The sequence below is a fragment of the Clostridium aromativorans genome, from assembly GCF_020908015.1.
Classification (GTDB): Bacteria; Bacillota; Clostridia; order Clostridiales; family Clostridiaceae; genus Clostridium_B; species Clostridium_B aromativorans.
On record NZ_JAJJPB010000012.1, the window covers coordinates 71,413 to 84,441 of the forward strand.

Sequence of the window (13,029 nt, forward strand, 5' to 3'; positions counted from 1 at the left end):
AATTTAGCTATTAAATAATTGTAATTGATTGTAATGTCTCTAGATAATAAATTTAACACCTTTAACTTTATATGAATTTTATTTCTAGCATATTGATTGTTTTAAAATACCTAATTTCCAAATATCCTATTCCCAGGGTGTCTTCATATAAATATCTATAGGAAATACTTTTGTATTTATCTTACCCTGAACTTCATCTGCTAGATCCTTCCTGCATACAGTATATGCATGGGGAATTTTCAATTTGCCAGATAATTTTTCAACCAGTTTATCCCCTTCCAGTATATCCGATACAGTAGTTTCATAGGACAAATTATTATTTGAAATGAGATGAGTTACTTTTAATCTAGATGAAGTTTCTATGAATTTTATATATCTTTCAGTATCCTCTTCATTTGAGGTCAACGGTCTTTTGTTATTAATTACATAATACATATCATAGGGTTCACTATTGAAAAATCTGTTAAATTGTCCAAGTGCTACAGCTCCTTGGTCATCTCCCCCTACATCAAAAAATGCCTGATAGCTTTTGTCATTGAATACTGAAAGCACTTCAGCAGGTATTACCATCAATTCTGCGTTCAATAGATTAGGATCTGATGATATAACTCTTACACCTTTTTTTTCTAGTTCATTTTTCAAACTTCTTGTACAAAAGTATGGATTTACTATATCTAAATCTACTATTGCTGTTTTTTTATTTTCATTTGCAGTATTTATTGCAGAATTAATAGCTATTTCAGTTTTACCACTTCCAAAATGACCTGTAAATATCTTAATTCTACTCATTTTATCACCTCATTTGAAGAACTTATACCCAACGTTGCGCATCTGGTAAACGGTTTCATATAGAGCATAAAACAATTCTATCCTTTAGGCAAAACATTTAAAATACCTGATAATTATCAAAAATATGAATAATAACTGTCAATTAAAGATTCATATGATTTTTTTATACTTTCTTAAATATATTATATCACAAATTTCTCACATTTCTAACTAATTATTTTATATTCTTTAATTTCTTCTCCATTCAAAGCTCTAAATCCCACTTGTGCCAGTTCCAACAGCTCATATCTTTCAGGAATACAAATCACAGATGAGATAAAAGATACCCTCTCTTTTAATTTATTTACCACATTTTCGCTGTAGGCTATGCCGCCTGTTAAAATTATAGCATTCACATCTCCCGAAAGAACCGCTGCACATTTTCCTATTTCTTTGGATACTTGAAGTATAAAGGCATCTAAAATTATTCGGGCCTTTTTGTCTCCCATATTCACCATCATCTCCAATTTCCTAAAATCATTTGTACCCAGGTAAGCCACCATTCCACCTTCTCCAGCTATTATTCTCTTCATCTTGTGGTAGCTATATTTGCAACTATAACAAAGATTTACCAGATCTCCTACCGGAATTCCACCAGCTCTTTCTGGAGTAAATGGTCCATCTCCATCCAATGCATTATTTACATCTACAACTCTCCCTCTTTTATGTGCCCCTACTGAGACTCCGCCGCCCATATGAGCAACTATCAAATTTAAATCTGCATAATCCATACCTATATCAGCAGCATATTTTTTCGCTACCGCTTTTTGATTCAAAGCATGAAATTTACTTTTCCTAGTTATATCAGGCATGCCTGATATCCTCGCTATGTCCCATAATTCATCCACAGTAACTGAATTTATTGTAAATGCAGGTATTTTCAAAGGGCCTGCTATACTATCTGCTATTATAGCTCCTAAATTTGAAGCATGTTCACCTTGTATCCCCACTTTTAAATCCTCTATCATAGCTTCATTTATCCTATAAATTTTATCTTCTCTAAGATTTAAAAGACCACCCCTCCCAACAACTGCACTTAAGGTATTTAAATCAAAACTTCTTTTCCTCAATATTTTTAATACATCTTCTTTTCTGAACTGAAACTGGTCATAAACTCTATCATATTTATTTATGTAAGATGATGAATACATTATAGTTTCTTTCAATATCTCTTTTTTACCTTCACAAACATATACTTTAGTAGATGTAGAACCAGGATCAATCACTAAAATTCTGTATTCCATATTTTCCCTCCTCAAAATCCTATTGGCCGTTTCATTGATAATATGTACCTATGTAAAAGATACCTCTTCATCATAAATTTTTACCCTTTCTTTTCCCTGAAGTACTCTTAGCGCCCCTTGAGCTAAGGCCAGCATTTCAAGTTCACCTGGTATTATTTCAACAGGGGCAATAAAAGCTACCATATTTTTTATGACATTCGTAAGAACTCTACTATAAGCCATTCCTCCGGTTAATATTACCGCATCTACTTGTCCATTAAGATCCACTGACATGGCCCCTATTTCCTTAGCAATCTGATATGCCATTGCTTCAAGTATGAATTTAGCCTTTTTGTCCCCATTTTCAATCCTATTTGCTATTTCCTTACCATTATTAGTTCCCAAATAAGCTACAAGTCCTCCCCTACCTACTATTTTCTCTCTCAGTTCTTCACGGGTGTATTTACCGCTAAAGGCCAATTCTATTAAATCTCCACAGGGCAGAGTCCCTGCTCTTTCTGGTGAAAAAGGCCCTTCTTCATTGGCATTATTTGTATCAATTATTCTTCCATTCTTAACAGGAGATACAGATATGCCTCCACCTATGTGTGCAACCACAAAAGAGCTTCTGTCAAAATCTTTATGAAACTTACGGCATACTTTTCTACAAACGGCTTTGGTATTCAACGCATGAACGAGAGATTTTCTTACAATCTGTGGTATGCCTGATATTCTTGAAATGTCATCTATTTCATCTACTGCTACTGGATCCACTATAAATGCCTGTACGCCAGCTTTTTGGGCTATTATATTTGCAATAATTCCTCCTAAATTAGAGGCATGCTGTGCTTGATAACCTATCTTCAGATCCTCCAGCATTTTCTGCGTGACCTTATAGGTTCCTCCAGGCATAGAACGCAGCAGCCCTCCTCTCCCTACTACAGCAGACAATCTGTTTAATACTACATTGTTGGATCTAAGCCAATCTAATACAACTTCAGTGCGCATTTCCTTTTGAGCATATATGCTTTTAAACTTTTTTATTTTATCCACATCATGTAATATATTATCTGAAATTTTACATTCTTCATTTTCAAATAATGCTATTTTAGTTGATGTAGAACCAGGATTAATTACCAGTATAATATTGTCCATATAAAATACCCCCGTAAAATATATTCTTCAACAATCACATTTTACCAGATATATATTAAAAAGAAAACGTACCAGTATACCCACAACTGCTCAGAAAGGTCTATAGTTTTCAATTATGCTTTCCGCTGCCTTAATACCATCTACTGCAGCAGATACTATACCCCCTGCATATCCTGCACCTTCTCCACAGGGATATAGTCCACTTAAGGATATACTTTCAAAACTATTGTTTCTAAGTATTCTAACAGGCGCAGAAGTTCTAGTTTCAATACCTGTTATTACTCCATCACCCTCCGCATATCCGGGTATTTTCTTCTCAAAGTAGATAAAACCTTCCTTCAATCCTATAACTACCTTTGATGGAAGGCACTGCTTTAAATCTCTAAACTCATATCCCGGTCTGTAAGTAGGCTTTACTTCACCAAATCCAGTAGAAATTTTCTCCCTTATAAAATCCCTGATCAACTGCACCGGAGCAACGTAATTTCCTCCCCCTAATTTGTACGCTAACCTTTCATAATATCTTTGAAATTCCATACCTTTTAGAGGGGAATTACCTTGAAAATCATTCTCATCAACAGTTACTACCACAGCAGAATTTGCATTATCAAGATTTCTCTTATAATAGCTCATTCCATTAGTCGCAAGTGCCCCTTCTTCTGAAGCCGCAGATACAACTTCTCCTCCAGGACACATACAAAAACTGTAGACCCCTCTTCCACTTTTAGATTTATATGTAAGCCTATAATCTGCAGGGCCCAATTTAGGATGCCCTGCAAATTTCCCATATTGACTTATATCTATCATGTGCTGTGAATGCTCCACCCTAACACCTACAGCAAAAGCTTTGGGCTCCATGAATACTTTTCTTCTAAAAAGCATTTCATATGTATCTCTAGAACTGTGTCCTATAGCAAGTATTAAATTGCTGCAGGGAATTTCACTTCCATTTACAATTAGACCCTTTAATTTTTTGTTTTCTATCATTAAATCCTCCAGCCTGCTGTTAAATAGTATTTCTCCCCCTAATTTTAATATTTTATTTCTTATATTTTTAACCACAATTTTTAAGTTATCTGTTCCTATATGAGGCTTGCCATCATATGTAATTTCATCAGGGGCACCATATTTCGAAAATGTATCCAAAATAAAATCACATCTTTTATCCTTTATTCTAGTAGTCAATTTGCCATCGGAAAAAGTACCCGCTCCACCCTCTCCGAACTGAACGTTGGATTCTAAATTCAGCTTGCCGGTGGTCCAAAATCTATTTACTGTTTTTGCTCTATCTTCAATTTTTTCCCCTCTTTCTATTATAAGCGGTCTGTATCCTTTTCTTGCCAAAAGAAGGCCTGCAAACATACCTGCAGGCCCCATTCCAACAACTACAGGTCTGGAATCCATTTCCTTTCTCCCCGGAATTATTTTCCATCGTACAGTTCTTCCTTCTATTATTACATCTTTATCCACTGACTTTAATTTTTTTTCTGCTGAGCATACTACTTCTACAGAATAATTAAATTTTATACTGTTCTTTCTTCTGGCATCTATAGATCTTCTCAGTACTCTAAATTTTTCAATATCACTTTTACTTATTCTAAGTTTTTTTGCAGATTTACTTTTCAATTCTTCTAAATTTCCATCTATACCCATAATCAAATTATTAATTCTAATGGCCATTTTGTCCCTCCGACGTTTTTTTACTTATTTCTAAATTCACACTCTGCGGATTTTGAGATACTAATGTCAATCCCTGAGGTAGAGATATCACTACATTGGCGGAGTGAACCCCTTCATCCATCGAATCCGCATCTACAAAGCAAGCTATACTATTTTCATTTAGATTATTTAGAATACTATCAGATCCAGAAACTACTATCGATACACTCCCGCTGCTCAATTTGGCTGTATAATTGTCACTTAAATTCCTAACAAGTATATTCAAATTTAATTGCCTCTGCGATTCCCCATCAACTTTAAATGTACTCGAATTCAATTTTAATTGTATCACTCCATCACTATTTACTAATTTTACCCCTTCTGGAACTACTAACTTGATCTGTGTACTTTCTGCACTTCCTATTTTGCTTAAATCAACAGGCTCTGTATCTATTCCACTTATATTCTTTATCACACTTTCATTGCCAGCTATATCTACCTTATCCGGCACAGCAGTCATCAAATTAGTTTCCGAACCATTTATAGAATTACCACGAACTTTAATATTTACTGGAACGGTTTTTATTTTTCCAATAGGTATGACAACCTTAACAGCAGAAGGACTTATACTGGTATCTTTTATTAAATTTCCAGATACATCTTGAGGTTGAAGCGATAATGTTGTACTTATGTCATTTTGAGCATATTTTAAATCATATATAGCTGCAGCATATTTCACCGCATTTATTGAATCTTGAGCACCGCTTATTTTTGCTTTTTCTGTTTTCAAGACAGGATCTAGAGCATAATATCCTTCTTTGGGTTTTCCTCTTAGTATTATTTTTATGGATACAAATTTTTCCTTTAATTCGTCTAACTGTATTTTTATCCATAAATTTTGATTATTTATTATACTTATATTACTGGGGCTCTTTTTTACAGTTACCGGTATATTATTTTCTCCCTTTTTCATAACATAAGCACTTAAATCCGAGTTCAATTGAAAATCACTGGGCCTTACCGAATATACATCAGAAGCATTTCCTTTTATTACGAGAGATACATTAGGCTGTTCATTACCCACCTGAACAAGCTTTGATTGAGCAAGTACATTTTTATTTACTATAGTTACAGGAACTACAATTTTTCTTTCTGTCATAGGGTTTTCTATATTAAATATATATAACCATAAGATAAATGCAGCAATAACACAGCATACTTTTATTAAGATCTGGTTCTTTTTATTTTCTTCTTCCACTCAATCACCCTCTCTCTCCATGTGAACTTTTTTTGAAATCTTCTTTTCATTATATTAATAAGAATTTTTTTAAGTCTATCCTTAGTATAATTCCTTATTAATTTTCCATTAACGGCAAAAGAGATAGTTCCTGTTTCCTCAGAAACTACTATAATCAGGGCATCAGAATTTTCTGATATACCAAGGGCTGCTCTATGTCTTGTACCTAATTTTTTATTCAATTCATTATTATTTGTAAGAGGCAAAAAACACCCCGCTGACACTATTCTGTCATTTCTTATTATAGTTGCCCCATCATGCAAAGGTGTATTTACTACAAATATATTCTCTAAAAGAGCCGAAGATACTACAGCATCTATTTTAGTCCCTGTATTTATTATATCTTCAAGTCCTGTAATCTGTTCAATTACAATGAGAGCTCCTGTTTTGCTCTTCGATAAATTATCTACAGAATTTACAACTTCTGTTACAACTCTTTCCATTACCTCTTCATCCTGTAATATATGTTTATCATTAAAGGCTGTTCTTCCAAGATGTTCAAGTGCACGGCGAATTTCAGGCTGAAATATAATAACAAAAGAAAGAACACCTATAGTCAGCGTTTTTGTAAGTATCCAGTTAAGCATTACCAAATGAAAAAAGCTGCTTATGGGTATAAGAAATATTATAAGCACAATTCCCTTTAAGAGCTGCTCGGCTCTAGTTTCTTTTATAAGCATATACACTTTATAAAGTATGTATGATACCACTAATATATCCACAATAGACCACAAACTTATATTCCTTACTGAATTAACTATTATTTGCAATAATTCCACCCGTTCCACCGTCCTATAAAAATATCTCTTAATAATTATACACTATTTAATATTGTTTATATCAATACTTTAAAGTATTTTAAAAAAATTTTAATAAAATGTATTTTATTTTAATAAATGGGTACAATATCATTGACCTAAGTTTAAATAAAAAACACGGGGAAACCAGTAATATTGGGGTGAATCGTATTATACGTAGGTTATGCCTTTACCGAACCCGTCAGCTAACCCCGCCGGTAATAAGGAGATGATTTGATTTGAAAAAATTTTTTTATTTTATTATTCTCTTTTTGATGCTATTTATGCCATTACAGAATGTAAGCTCATGTACTCTCAACAATGCAAACTCCACTTTATTTAATGAACAGGAGGAGGTTGTACAGGTATTTAACTACTCTGACCAAAAGATACCTATAACACAAGATGATGTAAATTTAATGGCTAAGGTAGTTTATGCCGAAAGTAATTGTGAACCCTTTGAAGGTAAGGTGGCAGTGGCTTCTGTAATACTCAACAGATTACAATATCCGGAATTCCCAAAAACAGTAAAGGGAGTAGTAACACAAAAAGGAGCTTTTTCCTGTGTCAGAAATGGAACTATAGATGTAGTAGCAAACAAAGATAGTTATAATGCAGTCTTACAGGCATTAAAAGGAGTAGATCCAACTAATAAGTCTATTTTTTTCTATAATCCTAAAATAGCTACATCTCAATGGATGAAAAATATACGCAAAAAAAATGTCAAATCTATAGGAAATCACGTATTTTTTGTAGTAAATTAAATAAAGAGGTGTACTTTTGCAAAATAAACTTGCAGAAGTACACTTTTTTATAAAACTTATTTATTCAATTCACCATTAACTTTTCATTGTAATTTGAAATTATGAATCACTTAAATTATCTAAATACGAAACGGCATTTAACGCCGCTATCTGCCCCTGGCCCACAGCTTTCATGTATTGATAGGGTTTTCCGGCACAATCTCCGGCTGCAAAACACCCTGGTATATTCGTATTCATATTTACGTCTATTTTCACATGATTATCTTGCATAGCAATTCCTGGAACAAGCTGTGCCGGTGAAATACTGTCCTTTAATACAAATACTCCATCTGTAATTATTTCTCTATCCTTCAAAAGTACCTTTTCCACTTTTTCTTTTCCATATATTTCTAGTTCTTTGCCTCTTACTACTTCTATATCCCCATCCAATTTTAATTTATCTCTATACATAGGTACATAATAGACCTTTTTAACCAGTTCATTTACATAGTTAGCCTCTTTCTCAGCTTCTTTGTTATATCCTATAATAGTCACAATCTTTCCCTTATATAGAGGAGCATCACAAGTAGCACAATACCCTACCCCTCTTCCCAAAAACTTCTCCTCTCCCCTTAAAGGTTTAGTATATTCAATACCAGTAGCCAATACAATAGTTTTTGCCTCATACATTTTTTTGTTGACCATAAGGCCGAAATATTCACCCATGGCATATATTTCATTTATTCTCTCTAAAATTATATTTATATTCATAGATTTTATATGTTTCTCAAACTTATCTTTTAGCTGCAGTCCCGTTATATCTGGAAGTCCAAGATAATTTTTGATTTGGGCAGCTTTCACCAGCTTTTCACTAAGTTCCGCATTTCCAAAGAGAATAATATTTTTATTCCTTATCTTAGCATTGATTGCTGCAGAAAGTCCTGCTGGCCCACTGCCCACTATGGCAATATCATATCTAGAATCCACTTGTATACACCTCCTGATCCATTTACCGCTATAATTAAAATGACAAATCAACAGTGTCAATTTGTCATTTTAGCATGTTTAGATTTTTGACAACTATCCACAATTAAACATGTTTTTTCAAAACATCTTTTATAGTATCCTTTGGTCTAAATCCAATAAACTTATCTACTATATTTCCATCTTTAAATACCATGACAGTTGGAATACTGGCAATTTTGAATTGGGCTGCAGTAACTGGGTTTTCATCTACATTCAGCTTAAAAAACTTTGCTTTTCCCTGCATTTCATCTGAAACCTCCTCTATTACAGGTGACAGCATTTTACAAGGTCCACACCAAGAAGCCCAGAAATCAACAACTACAGGAGTAGATGAATTTTTAATTGAGCTGGAAAAATCTGAATCCTTTATTTCTTCTACCATTATTCTTCCTCCTTACAAATTATAGGGATATTTCCCCTAATTATATTTTACCTGAATGATTAGCCACTGTAATTTCTCATTTTTTCTTTAAGGTTGAAAATAGCAGTGCTTCATCAAATTTAGATAACAATTTTATTATTTGTCTAGTAACTAATTTTTAGTCTTTATTTAACCATTTAAAATATCGTCTATTACAGAATTATTGTAAATGGATGTTGGATATTTATTTACTAATTTTTGGGCATAATTTTTGGATATATTCATATTCATACCTTTATATAGAACAGCAAGCCTATACAAAACTGTATCTTCATAGCTTCCCTCAGAAAAGCTCTTATCATACTGAGAATAATACTTTAATGCACTGCTAGAATCTCCTGATAAATCAATAGACCTTGCAAGGAAATATGTTATATGAGGGTATAAATAACTTTTAGTTCCAACTACATAGGCTTTCTTAAAATAAGAAACAGCATTATTATGATCTCCACTGTCCAAATATTTACTACCTAAATTATAAAAATACAAACATCCATCTTCACTTAGGATCTTATAAGCTGTTAATAGAATTTTCTTATCATTCGGATTTAGCTTCTTGTCTTTCCATTTAACAAATTGCAAGTACATAGAATTATAATCTTTATTCTGTATATAATTCTCCATATTTTTCTTCGGAAAAACATCCACATTGCCTACGTTTTGATTGTTTTTTAAACTATTTTTCACTTTTTCCACTTTGACCACATTATCTTTGCTTTCAGAATTATTTCTAAAATTCAATCTACCACTGTAAATACACACCCACCATAGAGATGCTGCAAATAAAACAACTACAAAAATACATACTACTTTTTTTATATTTAATCCTTTTTTTATAACATCCATGTCTTTAAGCAATTTCATACTTTTTTTTGCCTGAGGGTTATCCACATCCACTTTAAAAACATTATTTATCTTCTCCAGTGCCTTATTGTAGCTGCCTCTTTTTATGTGGCACAGTGCACTGCAATTATTTACTTCGATATAATTAAAATCACTTTCAGCACATTTTTCAAGCAGCATCAATGCTTCATTTATTCTCAATTCTTTGATTAACATTAGAGCTCTTTTATATAGATCAAATCTTGTATCATCATCTTTCGAGCCTTCAATATATTTTTGAGCCACTTCATCATTGTTGACTTTATAATTCATGTTCCAAATTTTTCTTGCATTCAATAAGTCACCTTTCAAATATAGTAAAAGTCCCTTTAAGTTAATAGCTGCTTTATTTTTTATATTTATAGATATACTTTTATCACATAATTCTAATGAGCGTTTTATACATCCCTTATTATATTTATCCAGAGCCTTATTATATATTTTTTGAGACTTATTCATTTATTTTATATACCACTTTCCCATCAGAATTTTTTACTTCCATTTCGCCATTTAATTCTGTATTAAAAGAATTGATGACCCAATCTTCTACATGAGATTTATTGTATGCATCATCATCATATACATTTACTTTTAGATTTACATTACTTCCACTTTTTTGTACGGATATTATCTGCTGTTTTTTACTAGGTGTTTTTATCAACAGTACAACTTCATTCCTACCTACATTTAACATATACAAATCTCCTCCTTTTGACATCGTGCCATGAGAAGATCCTATAATGACAAAAATATTTTCACTGTCAGCCCATTCCAAATATTTAGGAGATATTGCAGTGTTCCCTTCAATTTGAAAACTGTAAATTTTTTGTCCATTTTTTACTATTATTCTTCCCTGTCCCTCTTCCAATGCACTGCTACCTTTTCCCTCTATGCAAGCACTATAACTTCCATCTTCAGAGCTTTTCCAGGGAGTATTAAAATTTATTTTAGTATCACTGCTCAATTCCTTTTTTGAAAATTTTATTCCTTCTGAATTCTTAGCAACAGTATTTGATTCTATACTGTTTTTGGGCTTTTCAACTTCTCTATTCTCATTGCTTGTACTATTTGAGTTAGTTTTCTCAGAACCGGTGGAATTATTTTTAGATACATTTTTTGTAGAATCAGAGTTGTTTTTGCTGTCAGAGCATCCAGTAAACCCCATGGCTAAAATGACTGATAGTATACATATTAAATAACCAAATTTTTTAATTTTCATATAATATTCCTCCCAATACAAAGTAACACAATCGTGCATTATATTATAGACATATGGAAAACCACAGCTCAATTGGATATTTAATTAAATTATACCATAATAAATATATACTAAAAACTACCGATATTCATAAATATATCAGTAGTTTTTAAAATTAATTTTCCATTATAATCTGTTTGGCTTTCAACATGGAGGAGGCACTCATGGAAAATTCATCTAAGCCATACTTTACTAAAATGGGTATGGAATTTTCATCTCCCGCCATTTCGCCACACATTGCACATGGTTTTCCTCTCCTATGGGCAGCATCTATAGTATTTTTTATGAGCTTTAATACGGCAGGATGCATTGGATCATACAGATAAGATACTTTTTCATTCATTCTGTCTGCTGCTAAAGTATACTGTATCAAATCATTAGTTCCAATACTAAAAAAATCCACATATTTAGACAATTCTGCTGCCTCTAAGGCAGCAGATGGTACTTCTATCATTATTCCAGTTCCCAAATTTCTATTAAACTCCAGTTTTTCCTCTTCAAGTTCCTCCATACATTGCCTTAATACATTCTTAGCCTGTAAAAATTCTTTTACAGAGCTTATCATGGGAAACATTATTTTTAAATTTCCAAAAGCCGATGCCCTGAGCATTGCCCTCAATTGAGGTTTAAATATATCCTCTCTGTCGAGACAAAGTCTTATGGCCCTGTATCCCAAAAAAGGATTCATTTCTTCAGGAAGCAGCAGATAAGAAAGTTTCTTATCTCCACCTATATCTAAAGTTCTTATAACCACAGGTTTGTTTCCCATTTTTTCCACTACATATTTATAAGCTTCAAATTGTTCTTCTTCTGGCGGCATATCTCCTCTATTCATATATAAGAATTCTGTTCTAAAAAGTCCTATACCTTCACCTCCATTTTTCAATACCTGTTCCACATCTTGAGGTTTACCTATATTGGCAAGAACTTTTACTTTTCTACCTGACTTCGTAATGGTCTCCACATCTCTTAGAGGCCTAAGCTTTTCTATTTCCATATTATAAACTTTTATTTTAGATTTGTACTCTTTTATTGTATTCTCATCAGGATTAATTATAACATTGCCTTCAACGCCATCTACAATCACAATATCTCCATCCTTAACTAAATCCGTTATATTCATAGTACCTACTACCGCCGGTATTTCAAGAGTCCTGGCCATAATAGCACTATGTGAAGTCCTGCCTCCAATATCTGTAACAAATGCTGATATCTTGCTCTTATCCAGCTGTGCAGTATCCGAAGGTGTCAAATCATGAGCCACTATTACCACTTTGTCATTTTTAATTTTATTCAAAAAAGATCCACGTCCTGTAAGGTTGGCAAATATTCTATCTCCAACATCTTTTACATCAGCACCTCTTTCCTTAATGTATTCGTCTTTCATGGAATTAAAAATTTTCATATAAGAGTTTACTACCTCATAAAGGGCTACTTCTGCATTTATATGATCTGTTTTTATTCTCACTTTCACAGCACCTGTAAATTCTTCATCCTTTAAAAGCATGATATGACTTTCAAATACTTCTGCTTTATCCCTTCCCATTTCCCTTTCAGATTTTATTTTTATTTTCTCAAGCTGCTTTCTGGATAAATCCAGAGCTTTCTGAAATCTTTTTTCTTCCTTATCGACGTCCTTTACATACCTTTTTTTTACATTTATCTTGCTTTCCCTTTTTATGAGTACACTACCTATTGCATAACCTTTAGAAGCAGGTATACCTTTTTTCATAAGTTTCT

General features: G+C 32.8%; 12 protein-coding genes and 1 riboswitch. Of the genes, 1 reads left to right on the forward strand and 11 read right to left on the reverse strand.

The window, feature by feature from the left end:
• Nucleotides 1-126: 126 nt before the first annotated feature.
• From LN736_RS10590 to cdaA, 6 genes are all read right to left on the reverse strand, one after another.
• Nucleotides 127-789 carry an ATP-binding protein gene (locus LN736_RS10590; protein ID WP_150355379.1) on the reverse strand — a complete coding sequence of 221 codons (663 nt, stop codon included), beginning with the start codon at nucleotides 787-789 and terminating at the stop codon, nucleotides 127-129.
• A 206-nt stretch (nucleotides 790-995) separates the two neighbouring features.
• The gene (gene buk / locus LN736_RS10595; RefSeq protein ID WP_150355380.1) at nucleotides 996-2,072 is read right to left on the reverse strand and encodes a butyrate kinase; all 1,077 of its coding nucleotides are present in this window, start codon (nucleotides 2,070-2,072) and stop codon (nucleotides 996-998) included.
• 48 nt (nucleotides 2,073-2,120) lie between these two features.
• Nucleotides 2,121-3,206 carry a butyrate kinase gene (gene buk / locus LN736_RS10600; protein ID WP_150355381.1) on the reverse strand — a complete coding sequence of 362 codons (1,086 nt, stop codon included), beginning with the start codon at nucleotides 3,204-3,206 and terminating at the stop codon, nucleotides 2,121-2,123.
• 90 nt (nucleotides 3,207-3,296) lie between these two features.
• On the reverse strand, nucleotides 3,297-4,886 hold the full coding sequence (locus LN736_RS10605; protein ID WP_150355382.1) for an NAD(P)/FAD-dependent oxidoreductase: 1,590 nt from the start codon (nucleotides 4,884-4,886) through the stop codon (nucleotides 3,297-3,299).
• Nucleotides 4,876-6,123 carry a CdaR family protein gene (locus LN736_RS10610; protein ID WP_150355383.1) on the reverse strand — a complete coding sequence of 416 codons (1,248 nt, stop codon included), beginning with the start codon at nucleotides 6,121-6,123 and terminating at the stop codon, nucleotides 4,876-4,878. The genes LN736_RS10605 and LN736_RS10610 overlap by 11 nt, the downstream gene beginning before the upstream one ends.
• Nucleotides 6,090-6,941, reverse strand: a complete 852-nt coding sequence (gene cdaA / locus LN736_RS10615; RefSeq protein WP_150355384.1) for a diadenylate cyclase CdaA — start codon at nucleotides 6,939-6,941, stop codon at nucleotides 6,090-6,092. The genes LN736_RS10610 and cdaA overlap by 34 nt, the downstream gene beginning before the upstream one ends.
• A gap of 124 nt (nucleotides 6,942-7,065) precedes the next feature.
• Nucleotides 7,066-7,195: riboswitch (cyclic di-AMP (ydaO/yuaA leader) on the forward strand.
• A gap of 3 nt (nucleotides 7,196-7,198) precedes the next feature.
• Here cdaA and LN736_RS10620 point away from each other — a divergent pair.
• Nucleotides 7,199-7,723, forward strand: coding sequence for a cell wall hydrolase (locus tag LN736_RS10620; protein ID WP_150355385.1), 525 nt, complete (start codon nucleotides 7,199-7,201; stop codon nucleotides 7,721-7,723).
• 99 nt (nucleotides 7,724-7,822) lie between these two features.
• Here LN736_RS10620 and LN736_RS10625 read toward each other — a convergent pair whose 3' ends face one another.
• The 5 genes from LN736_RS10625 to ptsP all read right to left on the reverse strand — a co-directional run bounded on the left by LN736_RS10625 (nucleotide 7,823) and on the right by ptsP (nucleotide 13,021).
• Entirely contained in the window at nucleotides 7,823-8,689 is an 867-nt protein-coding gene (locus LN736_RS10625) for an NAD(P)/FAD-dependent oxidoreductase (RefSeq protein ID WP_150355386.1), read from the reverse strand.
• A 103-nt stretch (nucleotides 8,690-8,792) separates the two neighbouring features.
• Nucleotides 8,793-9,110 carry a thioredoxin gene (gene trxA, locus LN736_RS10630; RefSeq protein ID WP_150355387.1) on the reverse strand — a complete coding sequence of 106 codons (318 nt, stop codon included), beginning with the start codon at nucleotides 9,108-9,110 and terminating at the stop codon, nucleotides 8,793-8,795.
• A 168-nt stretch (nucleotides 9,111-9,278) separates the two neighbouring features.
• Nucleotides 9,279-10,490 (reverse strand): tetratricopeptide repeat protein, encoded by a 1,212-nt coding sequence (locus tag LN736_RS10635; RefSeq protein WP_150355388.1) that lies wholly within the window; start codon nucleotides 10,488-10,490, stop codon nucleotides 9,279-9,281.
• Nucleotides 10,483-11,250 carry a DUF4652 domain-containing protein gene (locus tag LN736_RS10640; protein WP_150355389.1) on the reverse strand — a complete coding sequence of 256 codons (768 nt, stop codon included), beginning with the start codon at nucleotides 11,248-11,250 and terminating at the stop codon, nucleotides 10,483-10,485. Before LN736_RS10640 ends, LN736_RS10635 begins: the two co-directional genes overlap by 8 nt.
• 154 nt (nucleotides 11,251-11,404) lie before the next feature.
• Entirely contained in the window at nucleotides 11,405-13,021 is a 1,617-nt protein-coding gene (ptsP, locus tag LN736_RS10645; protein ID WP_229981518.1) for a phosphoenolpyruvate--protein phosphotransferase, read from the reverse strand.
• Nucleotides 13,022-13,029 lie beyond the last annotated feature (8 nt).

Excerpts from the sequence above, each read along its gene's own strand:
- LN736_RS10590 (WP_150355379.1), bottom strand. The coding sequence starts at position 789 with ATGAGTAGAATTAAGATATTTACAGGTCATTTTGGAAGTGGTAAAACT.
- buk (WP_150355380.1), bottom strand. The coding sequence starts at position 2,072 with ATGGAATACAGAATTTTAGTGATTGATCCTGGTTCTACATCTACTAAA.
- LN736_RS10635 (WP_150355388.1), bottom strand. The coding sequence starts at position 10,490 with ATGAATAAGTCTCAAAAAATATATAATAAGGCTCTGGATAAATATAAT.
- LN736_RS10605 (WP_150355382.1), bottom strand. The coding sequence starts at position 4,886 with ATGGCCATTAGAATTAATAATTTGATTATGGGTATAGATGGAAATTTA.
- ptsP (WP_229981518.1), bottom strand. The coding sequence starts at position 13,021 with ATGAAAAAAGGTATACCTGCTTCTAAAGGTTATGCAATAGGTAGTGTA.
- buk (WP_150355381.1), bottom strand. The coding sequence starts at position 3,206 with ATGGACAATATTATACTGGTAATTAATCCTGGTTCTACATCAACTAAA.
- trxA (WP_150355387.1), bottom strand. The coding sequence starts at position 9,110 with ATGGTAGAAGAAATAAAGGATTCAGATTTTTCCAGCTCAATTAAAAAT.
- LN736_RS10640 (WP_150355389.1), bottom strand. The coding sequence starts at position 11,250 with ATGAAAATTAAAAAATTTGGTTATTTAATATGTATACTATCAGTCATT.